The 18,355-nt window shown below is 38.3% G+C and carries 20 protein-coding genes; 8 read left to right on the top strand and 12 right to left on the bottom strand.

Annotated elements, in window-relative coordinates; genetic code table 11:
- Positions 1-4: 4 nt before the first annotated feature.
- Positions 5-901 (bottom strand): 4-hydroxy-tetrahydrodipicolinate synthase, encoded by an 897-nt coding sequence (gene dapA, locus ACG94X_RS09155; protein ID WP_419383420.1) that lies wholly within the window; start codon positions 899-901, stop codon positions 5-7.
- Between the two features lie 354 nt (positions 902-1,255).
- On the opposite strand from dapA, the gene pncA reads away from it, so the two are divergent.
- Positions 1,256-1,909 (top strand): bifunctional nicotinamidase/pyrazinamidase, encoded by a 654-nt coding sequence (gene pncA, locus ACG94X_RS09150; RefSeq protein WP_419383419.1) that lies wholly within the window; start codon positions 1,256-1,258, stop codon positions 1,907-1,909.
- 86 nt (positions 1,910-1,995) lie between these two features.
- On the top strand, positions 1,996-2,949 hold the full coding sequence (locus tag ACG94X_RS09145; protein WP_419383418.1) for a bile acid:sodium symporter family protein: 954 nt from the start codon (positions 1,996-1,998) through the stop codon (positions 2,947-2,949).
- A gap of 51 nt (positions 2,950-3,000) precedes the next feature.
- On the opposite strand, the gene ACG94X_RS09140 is transcribed toward ACG94X_RS09145, so the two are convergent.
- Complete coding sequence (locus tag ACG94X_RS09140) at positions 3,001-3,465, bottom strand: 2-thiouracil desulfurase family protein (protein ID WP_419383417.1); 465 nt, start codon at positions 3,463-3,465, stop codon at positions 3,001-3,003.
- 130 nt (positions 3,466-3,595) lie between these two features.
- On the opposite strand from ACG94X_RS09140, the gene ACG94X_RS09135 reads away from it, so the two are divergent.
- Complete coding sequence (locus ACG94X_RS09135; protein WP_419383416.1) at positions 3,596-3,865, top strand: DUF4031 domain-containing protein; 270 nt, start codon at positions 3,596-3,598, stop codon at positions 3,863-3,865.
- A 130-nt stretch (positions 3,866-3,995) separates the two neighbouring features.
- Here the strand turns inward: ACG94X_RS09135 and glmS are convergent, their stop codons facing one another.
- The 8 genes from glmS to ACG94X_RS09095 form a co-directional block, all read right to left on the bottom strand.
- Positions 3,996-5,834: a glutamine--fructose-6-phosphate transaminase (isomerizing) gene (gene glmS / locus ACG94X_RS09130; RefSeq protein WP_419383415.1), complete on the bottom strand. Its 1,839-nt coding sequence runs from the start codon at positions 5,832-5,834 to the stop codon at positions 3,996-3,998.
- Between the two features lie 12 nt (positions 5,835-5,846).
- Entirely contained in the window at positions 5,847-7,211 is a 1,365-nt protein-coding gene (gene glmU / locus ACG94X_RS09125; RefSeq protein ID WP_419383414.1) for a bifunctional UDP-N-acetylglucosamine diphosphorylase/glucosamine-1-phosphate N-acetyltransferase GlmU, read from the bottom strand.
- Between the two features lie 20 nt (positions 7,212-7,231).
- Entirely contained in the window at positions 7,232-7,753 is a 522-nt protein-coding gene (locus ACG94X_RS09120) for a phosphatidylglycerophosphatase A family protein (protein ID WP_419383413.1), read from the bottom strand.
- Positions 7,731-8,648, bottom strand: a complete 918-nt coding sequence (gene thiL / locus ACG94X_RS09115; protein ID WP_419383412.1) for a thiamine-phosphate kinase — start codon at positions 8,646-8,648, stop codon at positions 7,731-7,733. The genes ACG94X_RS09120 and thiL overlap by 23 nt, the downstream gene beginning before the upstream one ends.
- 17 nt (positions 8,649-8,665) lie before the next feature.
- Entirely contained in the window at positions 8,666-9,115 is a 450-nt protein-coding gene (nusB, locus tag ACG94X_RS09110) for a transcription antitermination factor NusB (protein ID WP_419383411.1), read from the bottom strand.
- A 3-nt stretch (positions 9,116-9,118) separates the two neighbouring features.
- Positions 9,119-9,589 (bottom strand): 6,7-dimethyl-8-ribityllumazine synthase, encoded by a 471-nt coding sequence (gene ribH / locus ACG94X_RS09105; protein ID WP_419383410.1) that lies wholly within the window; start codon positions 9,587-9,589, stop codon positions 9,119-9,121.
- Between the two features lie 100 nt (positions 9,590-9,689).
- Positions 9,690-10,811: a bifunctional 3,4-dihydroxy-2-butanone-4-phosphate synthase/GTP cyclohydrolase II gene (gene ribBA, locus ACG94X_RS09100; RefSeq protein WP_419383409.1), complete on the bottom strand. Its 1,122-nt coding sequence runs from the start codon at positions 10,809-10,811 to the stop codon at positions 9,690-9,692.
- Between the two features lie 290 nt (positions 10,812-11,101).
- A complete protein-coding gene (locus ACG94X_RS09095) occupies positions 11,102-12,424 on the bottom strand; it encodes a hypothetical protein (protein WP_419383408.1) in 1,323 nt (440 codons plus the stop codon).
- A gap of 56 nt (positions 12,425-12,480) precedes the next feature.
- Between ACG94X_RS09095 and serB the strand changes: the two genes are divergently transcribed.
- The 3 genes from serB (at position 12,481) to ACG94X_RS09080 (ending at position 15,146) form a co-directional block, all read left to right on the top strand.
- A complete protein-coding gene (serB, locus tag ACG94X_RS09090) occupies positions 12,481-13,701 on the top strand; it encodes a phosphoserine phosphatase SerB (protein WP_419383407.1) in 1,221 nt (406 codons plus the stop codon).
- A gap of 453 nt (positions 13,702-14,154) precedes the next feature.
- A complete protein-coding gene (gene aciT, locus ACG94X_RS09085; RefSeq protein ID WP_419383406.1) occupies positions 14,155-14,469 on the top strand; it encodes a ciprofloxacin tolerance protein AciT in 315 nt (104 codons plus the stop codon).
- A gap of 197 nt (positions 14,470-14,666) precedes the next feature.
- On the top strand, positions 14,667-15,146 hold the full coding sequence (locus ACG94X_RS09080; RefSeq protein WP_419383405.1) for an SCP-2 sterol transfer family protein: 480 nt from the start codon (positions 14,667-14,669) through the stop codon (positions 15,144-15,146).
- Between the two features lie 96 nt (positions 15,147-15,242).
- On the opposite strand, the gene dtd is transcribed toward ACG94X_RS09080, so the two are convergent.
- Positions 15,243-15,683, bottom strand: coding sequence for a D-aminoacyl-tRNA deacylase (gene dtd, locus ACG94X_RS09075; protein WP_419383404.1), 441 nt, complete (start codon positions 15,681-15,683; stop codon positions 15,243-15,245).
- A 385-nt stretch (positions 15,684-16,068) separates the two neighbouring features.
- Between dtd and ACG94X_RS09070 the strand changes: the two genes are divergently transcribed.
- Positions 16,069-16,260, top strand: coding sequence for a ribbon-helix-helix protein (locus ACG94X_RS09070; protein WP_419383403.1), 192 nt, complete (start codon positions 16,069-16,071; stop codon positions 16,258-16,260).
- A gap of 163 nt (positions 16,261-16,423) precedes the next feature.
- Here ACG94X_RS09070 and ACG94X_RS09065 read toward each other — a convergent pair whose 3' ends face one another.
- Positions 16,424-16,780, bottom strand: a complete 357-nt coding sequence (locus tag ACG94X_RS09065; RefSeq protein ID WP_419383402.1) for a roadblock/LC7 domain-containing protein — start codon at positions 16,778-16,780, stop codon at positions 16,424-16,426.
- Between the two features lie 304 nt (positions 16,781-17,084).
- Between ACG94X_RS09065 and pncB the strand changes: the two genes are divergently transcribed.
- Entirely contained in the window at positions 17,085-18,293 is a 1,209-nt protein-coding gene (gene pncB, locus ACG94X_RS09060; protein ID WP_419383401.1) for a nicotinate phosphoribosyltransferase, read from the top strand.
- The last annotated feature ends 62 nt before the right edge of the window (positions 18,294-18,355 follow it).

The raw sequence follows: 18,355 nt of genomic DNA, 5'->3' as shown, positions 1-18,355 counted from the left end.
TTATTTAAATGATACCCGCTGCTTTGAGTTCTTCGCGCAGTGGAGTACGGTATTGTTCTGCAAGTGGCGTTAACGGTAAACGAATACCTGTACCAATTAATTGCATTTCATGAAGCGCCCATTTGACTGGAATTGGGTTCGATTCACAAAATAGAATATTGTTTAATTTTGCAACTTGGTCATCTTTGTCTTTTGCAGTTGCAACATCTTTTACCAATGCAGCAGCACAAAGTTCGCTCATGATTTTGGGTGCGATATTGGCAGTCACAGAAATATTACCATGTGCGCCTAATTGGATCAGTTCACTTGCTGTTGCATCATCACCCGAGTAAACCACCATCGATTTGCCATTTAAGCCATCAATTAGTTGTTTACCACGAGGGATATCTCCAGTCGCATCTTTGATACCAACAATATTTGGGATATCAGCCAAACGAATGGCAGTTGTATTATCCATATCTACACCTGTACGGCCAGGTACATTGTAGAGAATAATAGGTAAATCAACAGCTTCAGCAATCGCTTTATAGTGTTGATATAAACCTTCTTGGGTCGGTTTGTTATAATAAGGTGTCACTAAAAGTGCGGCATCTGCACCGAGTTCTTTAGCTTCTTTGGTGAGCTCAATCGCTTCGTGAGTAGAGTTTGCACCCGTTCCAGCAATAATTGGAATACGTTTGTTGGCTACACGAATAATTTCTTTAATCACTTGGGTGTGCTCTGCCATGCTGAGCGTAGAAGCTTCGCCTGTTGTACCCACAGCAACAATACTATTTGTGCCTTGTTCTATATGCCACTCAACGAGCTTCTCTAGACCCTTCCAATCTACGCTGCCATCTTCGAACATAGGGGTGACGATTGCGACAATTGAGCCTTGAATGATCTGTGCTTGCTGAGTCATTTTGAAAAAATATCCTATTTTTCCATCTACATTTTACCTTGTGCAAAATGATTTGTAGACGGTTGCAGTATTTTGATTTGAGCGAGGAACAATCATTTTAAAGATTGCATAATGCTTATGCAAATTATGACTGATTCAGCGATTGAGAACAATACGATTTGTTCAAAGCTGAAGAAAACTTTATAAAAAGAAACAAATACATTTTCATCTTTTACAATATTCTCGGTTGAATTAGGTTTACTATTTGTAAAAATGGATGAATAACGATATTTATTGTATTTTGAGTCATATATGATTTTTATATCTATGGCTAAAATATTCACAAATAACTAGTTTTTTTAAGAGAATAGGGAAATGGTATTATCTGAAAGTAGTGTTTTAATTGTAGTTGATGTGCAAAATGGATTTACAACAGGTGGCAATTTAGCCGTTACGAATGCTGAGCAGATTATCCCCAGTATCAATCGACTAGCACAGAATTTTGATAATATTGTCCTGACCCAAGACTGGCATCCTGAAAACCATATTTCTTTCGCCGAGAATCATACCAATAAAAAAGCTTATGACACGATTCAACTTGATTATGGTTCGCAAGTTTTATGGCCTACGCATTGTGTACAGGGTACGCAAGACGCTGAATTTCATCCAGATTTAAATATTCCAAAAGCACAACTGATTATTCGCAAAGGTTTCCATTCTCATATTGATAGTTATTCTGCATTTATGGAAGCTGACCATAAAACATCAACAGGATTAGCAGGTTACTTGAAAGAACGTAATATTGACTCTGTATATATTGTGGGGATTGCGACAGATTTTTGTGTGGCTTGGACTGCAATGGATGCCGCAAAATTAGGTTTTAAAACGTTTGTTATTTCAGATGCGACCAAAGCCATTGATTTGCAAGGTTCACTACAACATGCGTGGCAGGAAATGCTGGCTGTTGGTGTCAAACGAGTGGTTATGAAGAGTATTTTGCATGCAACTTCTGATGAAAAGTCATCATAAAATGTGAAAAAGACACTCATACGATAAACGTTTTACTAAGATAAGCCTGATGTATGACAATAGAAATATGTGTTTAGGTGGGAATGATGTCTGGAATTTTACGTTTTAGTCAATTTGTGCAAAAAACCTTTGCGTTGTGGGTCGTAGTTTTTGCTTTTATTGCACTGTGTTTTCCAACCGCTTTTGTCTGGATGAAAGCCTATATTCCATGGGTTTTGGGTATTATTATGCTTGGAATGGGCATGACCATGACCGTGGATGATTTTAAAGGTGTTTTACAAAGCCCAAAAGCTGTATTTATTGGTGTAGTTGCTCAGTTTTTAATTATGCCCAGTTTAGCCTATGTGTTGTGTCAGGTTTTTCAATTACCTGCTGAAATTGCTGTAGGTGTGTTACTTGTAGGCTGTTGCCCAGGTGGTACGGCTTCTAATGTTATTGCTTATATGGCAAAAGCCAATACAGCCTTGTCAGTTGCGTGTACCTCCGTTTCGACCTTTCTAGCCCCTATTCTTACTCCTGCAATTTTCTACATCTTGGCAAGCCAATGGATTCCGATTGATGCAGGTTCTATGTTCATCGATATTTTAAAAGTGGTGATTTTTCCGATCATTCTAGGTGTTTTGCTTAGAAGCCTATTTAAGCAAAAAACTGAACAATATATTCAGGTTATGCCGTTGATTTCCGTGATTGCGATAGTGGTGATTGTGGCTGCCATTATTGCTGCCAGTAAGGCATCAATTTTACAGTCAGGTTTACTGATTCTAGGTGTGGTGATTCTGCATAATGGTTTAGGCTTTTTATTGGGTTACTGGGCAAGTCGTCTGTTTAATTTATCTTATCCTGACTGTAAAGCTGTAGCGATTGAAGTTGGCATGCAAAATTCAGGTTTAGGTGTGACCTTGGCTGCAATCCATTTTGCTGCATCCCCTGTGACCGCTGTTCCGAGTGCGATTTTTAGCTTATGGCATAATATTTCAGGACCTGCTTTGGCGACCTATTGGGCAGCGAAGGCGGAGAGAAAGTCTGAAAATTCAGCGTGATTTTCCTCAAAATCAGTTTTATTAAGATCATTACCATCAATAATGACAGACTTAATCCATAAGCTTCTGTAAAAATTCATGTTCAGTTATGACTTGAAAACCATGCTGTTCGAGTAATGTTGCAGTTACTCCTTTGCCTTGTATTTTATGTCCTGTGAAGGTTCCATCATAAATCATCTGTGAACCACAAGATGGGCTATTAGCTTTCAAAATGATATGTGTGACCTGATGTTGTTGCGCGAGTTTTAGGGTTTTTTCTGCCCCTAAAATAAATGCCTGCGTGACATCATCGCCCTGTATGTTTATCACTTGTGCTGTACCTTTTAATACGGCAGTACCATCGCCATTTATGATTTCAGCAGGATGTCGTGGCGTGGATAATCCACCCGAAACTTCAGGGCAAATCACGATAGCCTGTTGGGTATCGACTAAATATTTAAGTTTGTGTTGCAGACAATTTTTAGCATCATAACGGACATTTTCACCGACTAAACAGGCACTGATTAGGTATTTCATCGTTGGCTTCGCTATAGTTTTAGACAGCTAAAAGGTTTACCTACAGAATACATTGTCGAGATAAAATTCAGGAATATTATTTAAGTATGTTGTCACTCAAATGTGATGAAAGAATAGGGTATAGGGATTTATGGCAATTTATGTAGATCGAGCAAGAGTGTTATTTAAAGATAGAGTGTGGTGCCACATGATGGCAGACAGTCTTGATGAGTTACATCATTTTGCACAGCTGATGAAAATTGATGCCCGTTTATTTCATCGCACAGCGTCTTATCCGCATTATGACATTACAATGGAAATGCGTGAACGCGTCATTGCCTGTGGTGCTGTTGATGCCGATCGTAGAACGATTATCCTATGTGGAAAAAAACTAAAACAGCAATTAAAACAATCCATGTGATTTTTTGGGATGGGTAAACAAAAATAGCCAACTCTGCGGTCGGCTATTTTTTGATTAGGTTTGATTATATGATTTCACTAGGTATATCTTTATTACTCTCATACATTATTCAATTCACATAAACTATTGATTATTCAACAGTTACAGATTTTGCTAAATTACGTGGCTGATCGACATCTGTACCACGAAGTACCGCAACATGGTAAGACAGCAATTGTACTGGCACACTGTAAACAATCGGTGCAAGCCATGAATTTACAGTCGGTACATTTACCACGTGTTGACGATCTTTGTTTTTAATGCCGCTATTTTCATCAGCAAAAACAAACAGTTCTCCGCCACGAGCCTGAACTTCTTCCATGTTAGATTTTAGTTTATCGAGCATGTCATCATGTGGTGCAAGAATCACCACAGGCATGTCATTGTCTACCAGTGCCAATGGACCATGCTTTAATTCACCAGCAGCATAACCTTCCGCATGGATGTATGAAATTTCTTTTAATTTCAAAGCACCTTCTAATGCGATTGGGAATTCTGTACCACGACCTAAGAATAAACAGTGTTGTTTTTCTTTAAACAAAGTCGATAAGCGTAGGATTTCCGTATCATTCTGCAAGGTATCGAGAATGACTTTCGGGGTATGCCAAAGTGCAGTAATAATTTCATTACCCTGATCTGCATTTAGGCTTTGTTTCACCTGCCCAATTTTCAGAATTAACAGCATTAAAGCTGCCAACTGAGTAGTAAAGGCTTTGGTAGATGCTACACCAATTTCAGGACCTGCAAGTGTCAATAAATGGTGATCGGTTTCACGTACCATTGATGATGTTGCTACATTACAGATGGTCATGGTGGTAATGTTCAGACCTTTCGCTTTGGCACGTTTTTGTGTATCACGCAGTGCAGCTAAGGTGTCTGCTGTTTCACCAGACTGTGATATGCAGACATAAAGGGTATTATTCACAATGACTGGCGAGCGATAACGGAATTCACTCGCAATTTCTACCTGACAAGGAACGTCAATCAGTTGCTCAAACCAGTATTTTGCGATCATTCCTGCATGGTAACTTGTACCGCATGCAAGAATTTGAACTTGTTGAATATTGTTGAAATCAACTTCAGCATTTTTTAGGAAATCATCACGCAGAGCATTACCATTCAATGCTTGTGAAATGGTCTGTTGAATTGCCTCAGGCTGCTCATAGATTTCTTTGAGCATATAGTGCTTATATTCGCCTTTAGATACATTGCTAACCGTTGCATCTAGCTCTTTGATTGGACGTTCAACGAGTTGACCATTTACAAATACCTCAATACTGTCACGTTTTAGACGTGCAATATCACCTTCTTCAAGGTACATAAAACGGTTGGTTACAGGTAATAAAGCCAATTGGTCAGAGCTGATGAAGTTTTCACCAATACCTACACCAATCACCAATGGAGAACCTTCACGTACTGCAATTAATTCATCTGGATGATCTGTATGTACGATTCCAAGTGCATAAGCACCTTTTAACTGAGGAACAACTTGTTCAACTGCTTTCAGTAATTCAGGTGTATATTTCAGCGCTTCATGTACCAAATGCGCAACCACTTCTGTATCGGTCTGAGATGTAAATACATAGCCCAAAGCTTCAAGATCGTCTTTTAATTCTTGATAATTTTCGATGATACCGTTATGGACAACTGCAACCGTTCCAGAAATATGTGGATGAGCATTATTTTCAGTTGGTTTACCATGCGTTGCCCAACGCGTGTGGGCAATACCCAATGAACCTAAAATATTGGATTCATTGACAGCTTGCTCGAGATTAGCGACTTTACCAACTCGACGTTCACGTAAAATCTGACCTTGATCAACCAATGCTACGCCCGCAGAATCATAACCACGATACTCAAGACGCTTTAAACCTTCGATTAAAATATTTGTAATGCTACGTTCAGCAACGCCACCAACAATTCCGCACATCTTTATATCCTCTTATTTCGTGACCTTTTGGGGACGTTGATAATTTTCTTTAGTAATTTGTTTTGCACGTTCAAATGCCAGTGCATTTTCAGGTACATCATGCGTGATAACAGAGCCTGCACCTGTTGTTGCACCATTGCCAATACGGACAGGAGCAACTAGTGAATTATTGGTACCGACAAAGGCATGGTCACCAATAATGGTTTTGTGCTTATTGGCACCATCATAGTTACAGGTAATCGTTCCTGCACCAATATTTGAACCTGCACCAATTTCAGCATCACCTAAATAAGCAAAATGATTGGCTTTCGATGCATGACCAATAGCAGTATTTTTCACTTCTACAAAGTTGCCAATGTGGACTTCATCTGCCAGTTTTGCACCTGGACGTAGCCGTGCGAAAGGACCAATCTGTACATCTGCCCCAACAACTGCATTGTCAAAAATGCTATAAGGCTGAACTTTAGTACCTGAAGCAATAGTGGTATTTTTGATGATACAACCTGCACCAATTTCAATATTGTCACCGAAAGTACAGTTACCTTCGATAATGACATTAATGTCGATTTGCACATCAGTACCAACGGTTAATGCACCACGTAAGTCAAAACGTGATGGATCAATCAGGTGTACGCCTTGCTGCATTAATTTTTTTGCTTGATGAGACTGAAATTCACGTTCTAAAGCTGCAAGTTGAATACGATCATTTACGCCTTCAACTTCAAATGCTAGTTCAGGCTGAATGGATGCGATTTCCATCCCATCCGCCAGTGCCATAGCAACAATATCCGTCAGGTAATATTCACCTTGAGCATTGTCATTACTGAGTTTAGGTAACCACTCATGTAATTTGGCATTGCTAACGCAGTAAATACCCGTGTTGATTTCTTTAATCTGATGTTGTTCTTTAGAAGCATCTTTATGTTCTACAATGGCTTGGATTTTATCGTCTTTACGAACGATACGACCATAGCCTGTAGAATCTTCAAGGGTTAATGTCACTAAACCAATGCCAGTGTTAGTAGAAGCATCGAGAAGACGTTGCAAGGTACTTTGCTGTACACAAGGTACATCACCAGATAAAATTAAGGAAATACCATCTATAGGTAATACAGGTAAGGTCACTTTAACAGCATGACCTGTACCCAGTTGTTCAGTTTGTTCAACCCATTCTATATTTTCATGGCTAAATGCTTTTTTGACTAAATTGCCGCCATGCCCAAAAATGGTAATAATATTTTCCGCTTGTAATTGTTTTGCTGTTTCAATCACATGACCAAGTAAAGGACGTCCAGCTAAAGGTTGAAGAACCTTTGGTAAACTGGAACGCATACGTGTTCCTTTACCTGCAGCAAGAATGATCACAGTCGTTGACATAACACACCCTACAGTTTGGCTTAAGCCATATTAAAATATAAATAAATCAGTATACAAATTGCTGCCCAAACGCCTGCAATGATGTCATCAAACATGATGCCAAAACCGCCATCGATTTTTTGATCAATGACACGAATGGGCCACGGTTTCCAAATATCAAATAAACGAAAGAGGACAAATCCAGCCAATAGCCAAATCCAGTTCATTTGTCCAAAATAAATTAACGGTAAAAATGTGATGGATTGTCCTGCAAACTCATCCCAAACAATGCGTCCATCATCATGTACATGAATAATGTCAGCAGTTTTTCCACAAATCCAAATTCCAACCAATGACATGATGAATATGGCAAAAAGAGAGCCATAAAAGCCAATTGCAAGCCAAATGGGAACAAATAATAGTGCAAATGCAGAACCAAAAGTACCTGGTGCTTTAGGTGCAAGACCTGAGCCGAAGCCAACACCGCAGAACACAATAAAGCGTTCAGACCATGTCATATTTTTAAAGACAATAGGAGGTTTATGCAAAGTGTTGATACCCATTTAGCTGAAGAGGATGATCTAAGCCATCTTTTTCAAAAGTCAGTTCGCATTGCTGCGTAATTTTCCCAATGATTGTCGTTTTTACATTGGGTTGTAATTGTAAAAAATCTTGGTAGTTTTGCATGGATATTGTAAAGCACAACTCATAATCATCACCACCTGCCAAGGCGTATTCCCACTGTTTTTGGTCAGATAATACTTTGAGTGCATTATCGATAGGGAGGCGTGAAAGATCTATTTTTGCACCTACATTGGACGCTTTTAAAATATGCCCTAAATCTTGGGCTAAGCCATCTGAAACATCAATCATACTTGAGGCTAAGCCTTTCAGTATTGTACCGAGTTCGCAGCGCGGTGTTGGATAATCTAAACGTTGTTGTAATGGATGTCCTAAATGCTGTAATCCATAAGCAGCATCACCAATAGTACCACTTACCACAACAAGATCATTGACCTGAGCGCCTGAACGGAGAACAGATTTTCCTGTTTCAATCCAGCCGAGTGCTGTGACACTGAGTGTTAAATGTGGGCTTTGCGTGGTGTCACCACCAATTAAACGGACTCCAAATTGATCGCAACAATCATACAAACCCTGACTAAAGCCTTTTAGCCAGTCATGATCGATTTGGGGTAAGCTCAATGCGAGAAGAATACTGTGCGGTTTTGCACCCATTGCGGCAATATCAGATAAATTGACGGCAACAGATTTCCAGCCAATGGCATGCGCAGTAGTATCGAGGGGGAAATGTCGTCCAGCGACTAAGGTGTCGGCACAAATCACCAATTGATGATGGGGTGGAGGGGTGAGCAGGGCTGAGTCATCTCCAACACCTAAATCGACATCTGCTTGATGCGGACGATTGAAATAGGTATCAATGATAGAAAACTCAGCCATATTAAAAGCAACTCAGCTTATTTAGCTTGTTGTTTTTCTGCATCACGCAGGGTAGTGGATAGACGATCTAATACACCGTTGATGTATTTATGACTGTCTGTACCACCGAAGTGTTTCGCGAGCTCAATTGCTTCATCAAGTACAACACGATATGGAACTTCAAGATGATCTTTTAGTTCATAAGCGCCTAGACGTAATGTTGCAAGTTCAACACCATCCAGTGCCTTAAGCTCACGATCAAGTACTGGAACGAGTAAAGCATCCAATGCTTCATGATTTGCAATCACTTGAGTGAGCAGTTCATGGTAATAGCCGAGATCCACTTTATGCATGGCATTTTCAGCACGAGTACGTGCTTCGATTTCATGCACCGGGTTGTGGCTCATTTGCCATTCATAAATCCCTTGTACTGCAAAACGACGTGCTTTACGTTTTGCTGCATAAGTAGCTTGGAGTGTTTGCGACATGCTTTAAATTGCCTTTAACAGGTTAACCATTTCAATTGCAGTAAGGGCAGCTTCGCCGCCTTTATTACCTGCTTTTGTACCAGAGCGTTCAATCGCCTGTTCAATACTATCCGTAGTCAATACACCGTTGATTACAGGTAAGCCAGTATCTAAACCAACTACACCTAAACCTTTGGCACATTCACCTGCAACGAAGTCGAAATGTGGTGTACTACCACGAATCACTGCGCCAAGTGCAATAACTGCATCGAAATTGCCTGAGTTTGCTAGTTTTTTAGCAACCACAGGAAGTTCCCATGCGCCTGGTGCATGAACGACAGTGATATTATCGTCGCTAACACCATGGCGATGCAATGTATCAATTGCACCTTCTAATAAATGTTCAACAACAAAGCTGTTAAAACGACCAACTAAAATCGCGTAACGGCCTTCGCTCGCGAGATGTAATAAACCTTCTATTCGGCGAATCGCCATAGCAACCTCGTTGATTTAACAGATAAGTGGTTTTATAAACTTCTTTTATAACGCGGTAAAACATCATTGAACTACGAAATAAAAGAAGTCTGATTAAAAATTATTGACCTGTTTTTTGGTCAGCAGTGATGTATTCCACCACTTCTAAATTAAAGCCTGATAATGCATTAAAACGTAATGGTGAGCTGAGCAATTTCATTTTCTCAACACCTAAATCACGTAGAATCTGAGCGCCAACACCAATCGTTTGATATTGTTGTGAAAGTGCAGAATTTGATTTCGTTGGTTTTGGCTGAGTCAGTGCATCTAAGGCAGGACCTAGGTCAGATAAATGACGCTGTCCAATCCATACCAGTACACCACGGTCACTGGCAGCAATGGTTTTCAATGCTTTATCCAAATTCCACGCAGGTTCGCCATCTTTCTTATTTAGCTTAAGCAAGTCACGTACAGGGTTGAATCCGTGCACACGCACAGTCGTAACACCCTGTTTAGGCTCACCTTTAACTAAAGCGATATGAATGTCTGGGTTGCCAACTTCACGATAACGATATAAGTCAAAAGTACCGTATTCAGTATCAATAGTTTGTTGATCTAAACGCTCGACAGTCTGTTCATTGGTCATACGATAATGAATCAGGTCAGCAATGGTACCCATTTTCAGACCATGCTTTTCTGCAAAGACTTCAAGATCTGGGCGGCGTGCCATGGTGCCATCTTCATTGATGATCTCGCAGATCACTGATGCAGGTTCTAAGCCTGCAAGGCGTGATAAATCGCAGCCTGCCTCTGTATGACCTGCGCGGTGTAATACGCCACCTGGCTGTGCCATTAGTGGGAAAATGTGCCCAGGCTGAACAATATCGCTAGGTTTAGCATGTGCTGCCACCGCAGTTTGAATGGTGTGTGCACGTTCAGCAGGTGAGATTCCTGTAGAAATGCCATTTGCAGCTTCAATCGATAGCGTGAAGTTGGTGCCATGTTGGGCGCCATTGGCATCGACCATTAACGGTAAATTCAGTTGTTTACAACGATCACGACTTAATGTCAGACATACTAGACCACGAGCATGTGTGATCATAAAGTTGATGTCTTCAGCGCGTACATGTGTCGCAGCAATGACTAAATCGCCTTCATTTTCACGATCTTCATCATCCATCAGGATAACCATCTTTCCTGCACGGATATCTGCTACAAGCTCTTCAACAGTATTGAGCGGCATCAAGCTTCACCTTTTTGTTCTGTCGTGTGACATTTTCGTTTAACTCATTCGGAACATAGTCTAACGTGTTTTTACGTATTTTGCCTATGCTTATCATCTTCCTTTGATGAACATAGTTATACACAAGCTTGTAGGGGTATGAAAAGAGAAGAAAAATTGATTTACGCTTATTTTGTATAAAGATTAAACATTCATTTGTAAAAAATTAAGATGAGCTTATGAAGAATGTTACAAAAAAGAAAAACGCCCTTTTCTATGTGAAAAGAGCGCTTTACTTTTTAAATTTTATTTTAGATTTCTGGAATAGCTTCAGGCGCTACTGTATTACGTTTACCTTTTAAAATTTCGGTACGAATATTTTGTGCAAGTTCAGCACATTCTTGATTCATACCATTGATCATAAATGAATGTCGTGTCAGAACATTGGTCGGATTTGGTAATGCAACCAATTGATAACAATCACCAATATATTTCAATTGATCATTGCTTAAATATAATGCCATTTCTTTGGCAATTAAATGATTAGCTAAGCGCTCTGCGGCTTGTAAAGCATCCAATTGCATCGCTTCTACAGAAGTTGTAATTGCACAACGTGTTTGTAAAACAAAGCGTTTATCTTCACGGTATCGTTTATAGAGCACTTCTGACAATAATTGGAATACAGAACCGATCATTAAAATGCACTGTGCAGCATCTGGTTTATCGGCATCAATACTGATTAATGCGCCATTTTGATTAAATACTTGCTGAACGGTGAAATCTTTAGAACTAAGTTTGAAATGTTGCGCGCACAGTTCGATACTTTTATTTAAGAAAATTTGGCATAAATTAAAATAAGGTACGGATACCGATTGATTGACGGTGTTCATCAATTGCTTCGGATCATAATATTGAATATTCAGTGCCAAAATATCTTGATCACTTTCAAGTGATTTAATCAGCGGTTTAAGTTCAGCTTTAGGCTTCACTTGTGCCTGCTGAGCTTGAGCCATGGCAATATGACGATTGGCTTTTTCTGCTTCTAGCGCTTCTGTGAGCTGCTGAATTTCATGTTTCAAACGTGCTTCGTTATTCAGTCGTGTTAAATATTCACTGCGAGTTGGACGAGCAATTGCACGATAAGCTAACCACAAAAATAAATGAATGAATAATGACACTAAAATGGCGAGCCATTGTGTACGTAAAATTTCCCCAATACTCGGTTTGATTAAGGTAATTTCAATCGTGCCGACTTTCTTTTCATTTTGTAATGCATCACGAACAAAAACTTCACCCTGACGGGTTTTCGCCATGCCGCTTGTTGCAAGCACTTGTTTTTGTGCATCCAAAATACGTATGGACGCTACGCTTGGATTGGTCGCATAACGATTTGCAAGCAATGCCAAAGAAACCGTATTGGCAGGCTCAAGTTCAGCAAGGCTATCTGTGACCAGTTGGGTGGTCATGAGTTGACCTTGGCTGGCACGGTTTTCATTCAGCTGATGGGTTGTTGCAACTACCAATAAAAAGGTATGAAATGCAAAACTTACAATGAGTAGGCTAGCAAATAGCCCTTGTCTTGGCGCATTCAACTTAAAATTCCAAAGAAAATTATAGGGATTATTAACAGCCATACAGCAATATCGATTATGATTCTCACAATAGTTGTAGCTCTGACTCGAGTCAATTCATGCGAGAAATCATTCTTATATCATTTTTAGGTCCTGACCAGCCCAATCAGTTTACTCGATTAATGCAAGTGTTGTCCGTACATTCTTTGCAAATATTAGATGTTGGACAGGCTGTTATTCATAATCAGTTGACATTAGGTATTGTTATTTCGTCAAACGACCAAACAGCAACAGCTTTGGCCATGAAAGACATGCTTATTTTAGCACACGATATTGGTTTAACGGTTCGTTTTAAACCCATTTCAGAGTCAGAATACGATCAATGGGTGAGTGAAGGTGGACGTACACGTTATATCGTGACGGCATTGGCACCTGAATTGACACCTGCACATTTACAAGCAGTGACCAATATTGTTTCTAGCCAAGGCTTTAATATCGAAACTGTGACTCGTTTATCGGGTCGTCCTGAGCGTGATGGACAGCTAGATGATCCTAAACGTTCATGTGTGCAATTTGGTCTGAGCGGTCAAATGCTTGATGCACAAGCCATGCGTGCGGCGTGTTTAAGATTGTCTGCAGAATTGAGTATTGATGTTGCTGTGCAAGAAGATAATGCTTTTCGCCGTAACCGTCGTTTAGTTTGCTTCGATATGGACTCAACTTTGATTGAGCAAGAAGTCATTGACGAATTGGCAATAGAAGCAGGGGTAGGCGATCAAGTTGCAGAAATAACTGAACGTGCCATGCTGGGTGAGTTAGATTTCCAACAGAGTTTCCGTGCACGTGTAGCTTTATTGAAAGGTTTAGATGCATCTGTACTGCCAAAAATCGCTGAGCGTTTAACGGTTACAGAAGGTGCTGAACGTTTGATTTCAACCTTGAAGTCGCTAGGTTATCGCACGGCAATTTTGTCAGGTGGCTTCCAATATTTTGCAGAATATTTACAAGCAAAATTAGGTATTGATGAAGTGCATGCCAATATTCTGGATGTTGAGAATGGCTTTGTGACAGGTGAAGTGAAAGGGCATATTGTTGATGGAGCACGCAAGGCTTTATTATTGACTGATCTTGCTGAAAAAATGGGTATCTCTTTAGAGCAAGCCATTGCTGTTGGTGATGGTGCAAACGATTTACCGATGCTTTCTATTGCAGGTCTAGGCGTTGCTTTTAGAGCAAAACCATTGGTTCGCCAAAATGCCAATCAAGCGATTTCCAGTGTTGGTTTAGATGGTGTACTGTATTTATTGGGTGTGCATGATAAAGATTTAAATCGCGCATAAAGGCTTAATTAGCCTAAATAATTATTGCAAATTGATGACAAAAATAGCGACTTAAAGTCGCTATTTTTATGTGTAAATTAAATACATTTGTTCTTTTTCATACAAATAAAAGTACCCACTTGATGGATTCATTTCCGAACTCGAAAAAAGTTTTTTAGCGTTAAAATTACTGTGTATTTTTTTGTAATGACACTGCAAGATTGATCAGGACTAGATTCTATTAAAAAGCGGTTTCTGAAAAAATGTAATGACAAAGGAATGTTGCGACAAAGTGTGTCGTTTAACCTAAAAACAGCGCTTTTCTTCTTATCAAAACCAGACATAATGCAAAACATGAGCTTTTATAAGATGACTAAACAAGAATTATAAAGCTTAAAATGTGTTGTGAAACACCATATTTAAACGGTACTAATTTAAACGGTATTAAGAGACATCATTTTGACGGAGGTTTTTATGGTATCAGCGACATTTGCAACATTCATTGGATTTGGTTTGATTGCTGCTGCGTTGGCTACTGTTTTCTTTTCCCCTTACCGTCATTGGTTAGGTTTCATGTTTGCAGGCATGATCTTCTGGGGGGCTTTAGAATCTATTCGATATAGTGTGCAAAACTATTTTGAAATTTCGATGGCATATAGCTACTTAACAGCGATTATGATCGCAATGTCAGCATTAATTGCGTTGTTACTTCGTGAAGACAACCGTGCTCAAAAGGCACTTGCAAATAGACAATACATTGAGCATACACCCGTGTATGAAGATGAGTAATACATATTATTTTTTAGAATAAGGCGACTGACTTTAATTACACGAAAAAACTGAATTTAGACATTCAAAGGTATATCAAAATGATATACCTTTTTTTTAGCTGAATAGTTTGTTCTGAAAGCCATGTCTAACAAATGACAAGTTATGCTAGGATGAGCAAATTCGAACCTAATTTAAAAACAACAGGCTTAAATGTCATGAAACTTTCTTCAATTCCAGTTGTGAAGTTACCAATCGTAGATGCGAGCACCGATCCTTTGGATCTGCTTGTATTGGGTTTAGCACTTCGTATGAAGCAACTGGCACGTACTAGTCCAAAATTTATTGAGTTGACGCATAATCGTCAGTTCAGTATTCAGATTGGTACAGATTTGGGCGTAGCGCGTCAAATTAATGTAAACAATGGTCAAATTGATACAGTGTCTGGCGCTGAGAATAAAGCTGATTTTATTCTACAGTTTGCAGATAGTGAGCAAGGCGTAAAAACTTTGGTAAAAGGCGATCCAACTGCCTTTATGACTGGCATGCAAAATGGCACGATCAAAATGGAAGGTGATTTCAGCCTATTGGTGTGGTTTAACCAAGTCGCGAAATTGATTCCACCTAAAGTACCAAAACCAATTAAAGACAAAATTAAAATGGCTCGTCAGTTTTTAAAAGAAAAAACGGGTCGTTAATGTACTGTTTCAGTATCTCTGCACAATCATTCTCGTCTTGAAAAATAAAAAAGCCCATTTAGGGCTTTTTTATTGATTTAAAAATTTTAAATTTTATTATTCAATTTCTAAATTAAAAGTTACAGGTCCATCATTGACCAAATGTACTTTCATATCCGCAGCGAAAATACCAGTTTGTACATTTTCAAATTGTGATTGTGCGTATTCAACTAATTGCTCATAAAGTACTTTAGCATCCGTAGGTGGCATGGCAGATCCGAAATCGGGGCGTAATCCTTTTTGAGTTTGCGCCATCAAGGTGAATTGTGAAACTAAAAGTATGCCACCATTGGCTTGGCTGATATTCCAGCCCATTTTGCCTTGTTCGTCATCAAATAAACGGTATTTTAGGATTTTATCGATCAATTTTTTACCATTTTCAAGATTATCATCTTTGCCGATACCTAAAAAAACCAGAATCCCTTTTTGAATTTCGCCTGTTGTTTCAGCATCTACAACAACTTTGGCTTCGAGGACGCGTTGTAATAAGGCACGCATATTATTCTCAGTTCAACATAAAAAATTGATGTGATTGTAGCAAATGAAAGTTTTGAATGATGAGGATGCTTCAATTATTCTGAATGGACAATAAACAAAGTCATTTACGAAGTAATGGTGTATAAGAACAATGATTGGCTTTTTACATGTAGGAAAAGTGTAATTTTATGAGTAATGGACGTAGATTGAACGCAGCAGATTTGAAAAAAAATAAAATACCTATACAATTTATGGGATTGATGGAAATAATGATATTTGGCTTATATCTCACTATTTTTAAAAAGAAATGTATGATTTATTAAAGATGCAATTTAAATTACTTGAGAACATTAAATGATAATCATATTATCATTTAATTTACATTGATGGGTTAAAGGGGAATGTTATGGAAAATAAGACAGCAAGATTGACTATTTTGATAGACCCTGTAAAAAAACAAGCTTTTGAAGAATTATGTAGTCGGCAGGACTTAAAACCTTCTCAGGTTGTTCGTCAGTTGATCCGAGAATATCTCAATACGCATGGTGTAGATTACGCAACCAAGGTTCAAATGAATATTCCTGAGCAACAGAAATAGAAGATTCTCATCTTTTTAATATTTTTTCCTGAGCATAGTGAATGATAAATAAAAGAAAGTTATGAAAAGCCTCTCTTGCATAAATTTATTTCAAGACAAGATTGTATTCAAATAAAAAAAACCTGAATAATTCAGGTTTTTTTTATTTCTGATTTAGATAGAATTAAGCAAAATCTAAACTTTTTTCAAAAATTTTCAACTCATGGCGAGCCATTGCAAGATTCGACTTTTGACGATCTAATAACAAATATAAGAAAAGTTCTTCATTACGATCTAATGGACGTAATACATGATATTGCTTGCCTAGAGTAATCAAGACATCTTCAATGTTATCTTTTAAATTCAAAGCCTTTGCAACTTTACGTTTTGCACGAATAACTTCTGTGTTACCTGCTGCTGCAAGTTCTAAATCTACCCCAGAACCGGCTGTAGCCAATGCAAGACCGCTTGAGCTATCGACTAATGCTGCCGCAATAAATCCATCAATATCCATTAGTTCATCTAAGCTAAACTTAGCCATGATTTTTCCTTTTAATTTAATTAAAATGTTGGTTAGATATTTCTTAAGTATTTATAAAATATCCAGTTTTGTTAATTTTATGTTAATTAAAAAATAATTATATTGCAATTAATGTTAACTAAAAAATACTTAATATGAATATTATGATAATAATATGTTAATGTTTATGCAGCGTACGAACTTATAATGTAGAATTTTGTTCAAAACTAAGACTTTAGTTTGAAAATCAAACAAAACTTTTTTTTGATATGCAAGAATGAATGAACTTTTTATAGTGAATGAAGATCTGCTAAATGAGTATGCTATGCAACCATTAATAAAATCGTTACTCGATACTGACTTGTATAAATTTACGATGCTGCAAGTGGTATTACATAAATTTCCTCAAACGCATGGCGTGTACCATTTCCGCTGTCGTAATTTGGATGCTACGGTTTATCCACTGGCAGATATTCTTGATGATTTAAATCATCAACTTGACCAACTATGTACCTTAAAATTCAAAGAAGATGAGTTAGTCTATTTACGCAGTATGCGTTTTATAAAAAGTGATTTTGTCGATTACTTAGAACTATTCCAACTGAAACGCCGTTTTATTAAAGCCAGTATTGATCATGAAGGTCGTTTAGATATTTGGATTGAAGGTCCAATGGTTCAAGCGATGATGTTCGAAATTTTTGTTTTGGCGATTGTAAATGAACTTTATTTCAGTCGTATTCGTACAGATGAAGTTTTACTCGAAGGTGAACGTCGTCTACAAGCCAAAGTTAAATTATTAGAACAATATCAAAAAGATCAAAAGCCGAATGATCCACCTTTATTGGTCTCAGATTTTGGTACTCGCCGTCGTTATAGCTTAGATTGGCAACGTCATGTGATTCAAACGCTTCATGCGGCTGCACCCAACGTATTCCGTGGTACCAGTAATGTATTACTTGCTAAAGAATTAAATATTTATCCGATTGGAACGATGGCACATGAGTTTCTTCAAGCATTCCAAGCGCTTGATGTTCGATTGAGAGATTTTCAAAAGTCGGCACTCGAAACTTGGGTACAAGAATATCGTGGTGACTTAGGTATTGCACTGACCGATGTCGTGGGTATGGATGCATTCTTACGTGATTTTGATTTGTATTTTGCCAAGTTATTTGATGGCTTACGTCATGACAGTGGTGACCCATTTGAATGGGGTGATAAAGCTTATGAGCATTATAAAAAACTCAAAATTGATACTAAAACCAAGATGTTAACTTTTAGTGATGGCTTAGATTTGGAACGTGCTTGGAGTCTTTATCAGTACTTTAAAGATCGTTTCCAAGTGAGTTTTGGGATTGGTACAAATTTGACCAATGACATGGGGCAAACCCCCCTCAATATCGTCTTAAAGCTTGTAGAATGTAATGGTCAATCTGTGGCAAAAATTTCCGATAGTCCTGGAAAAACCATGACAGATAATGACACTTTCTTAGCGTACTTACGTCAGGTGTTTGAAATAGCTGAAGTTGTAGAATAATTGAAAATCAATAGCTGATTTTTTGCTAAAAGAATGTAAAAAATCAGCATATTGACAAAAAA

Source organism: Acinetobacter psychrotolerans (assembly GCF_048552595.1).
Classification (GTDB): Bacteria; Pseudomonadota; Gammaproteobacteria; order Pseudomonadales; family Moraxellaceae; genus Acinetobacter.
This window is presented reverse-complemented; position numbering and strand designations above follow the sequence as displayed.

Bases quoted from the DNA above. Each gene is read 5' to 3' on its own strand.
- dapA (WP_419383420.1), bottom strand. From the start codon at position 901: ATGACTCAGCAAGCACAGATCATTCAAGGCTCAATTGTCGCAATCGTC.
- pncA (WP_419383419.1), top strand. From the start codon at position 1,256: ATGGTATTATCTGAAAGTAGTGTTTTAATTGTAGTTGATGTGCAAAAT.
- ACG94X_RS09145 (WP_419383418.1), top strand. From the start codon at position 1,996: ATGTCTGGAATTTTACGTTTTAGTCAATTTGTGCAAAAAACCTTTGCG.
- ACG94X_RS09140 (WP_419383417.1), bottom strand. From the start codon at position 3,465: ATGAAATACCTAATCAGTGCCTGTTTAGTCGGTGAAAATGTCCGTTAT.
- ACG94X_RS09135 (WP_419383416.1), top strand. From the start codon at position 3,596: ATGGCAATTTATGTAGATCGAGCAAGAGTGTTATTTAAAGATAGAGTG.
- glmS (WP_419383415.1), bottom strand. From the start codon at position 5,834: ATGTGCGGAATTGTTGGTGGCGTTGCTGAACGTAGCATTACAAATATT.
- glmU (WP_419383414.1), bottom strand. From the start codon at position 7,211: ATGTCAACGACTGTGATCATTCTTGCTGCAGGTAAAGGAACACGTATG.
- ACG94X_RS09120 (WP_419383413.1), bottom strand. From the start codon at position 7,753: ATGGGTATCAACACTTTGCATAAACCTCCTATTGTCTTTAAAAATATG.
- thiL (WP_419383412.1), bottom strand. From the start codon at position 8,648: ATGGCTGAGTTTTCTATCATTGATACCTATTTCAATCGTCCGCATCAA.
- nusB (WP_419383411.1), bottom strand. From the start codon at position 9,115: ATGTCGCAAACACTCCAAGCTACTTATGCAGCAAAACGTAAAGCACGT.
- ribH (WP_419383410.1), bottom strand. From the start codon at position 9,589: ATGGCGATTCGCCGAATAGAAGGTTTATTACATCTCGCGAGCGAAGGC.
- ribBA (WP_419383409.1), bottom strand. From the start codon at position 10,811: ATGCCGCTCAATACTGTTGAAGAGCTTGTAGCAGATATCCGTGCAGGA.
- ACG94X_RS09095 (WP_419383408.1), bottom strand. From the start codon at position 12,424: ATGGCTGTTAATAATCCCTATAATTTTCTTTGGAATTTTAAGTTGAAT.
- serB (WP_419383407.1), top strand. From the start codon at position 12,481: ATGCGAGAAATCATTCTTATATCATTTTTAGGTCCTGACCAGCCCAAT.
- aciT (WP_419383406.1), top strand. From the start codon at position 14,155: ATGGTATCAGCGACATTTGCAACATTCATTGGATTTGGTTTGATTGCT.
- ACG94X_RS09080 (WP_419383405.1), top strand. From the start codon at position 14,667: ATGAAACTTTCTTCAATTCCAGTTGTGAAGTTACCAATCGTAGATGCG.
- dtd (WP_419383404.1), bottom strand. From the start codon at position 15,683: ATGCGTGCCTTATTACAACGCGTCCTCGAAGCCAAAGTTGTTGTAGAT.
- ACG94X_RS09070 (WP_419383403.1), top strand. From the start codon at position 16,069: ATGGAAAATAAGACAGCAAGATTGACTATTTTGATAGACCCTGTAAAA.
- ACG94X_RS09065 (WP_419383402.1), bottom strand. From the start codon at position 16,780: ATGGCTAAGTTTAGCTTAGATGAACTAATGGATATTGATGGATTTATT.
- pncB (WP_419383401.1), top strand. From the start codon at position 17,085: ATGCAACCATTAATAAAATCGTTACTCGATACTGACTTGTATAAATTT.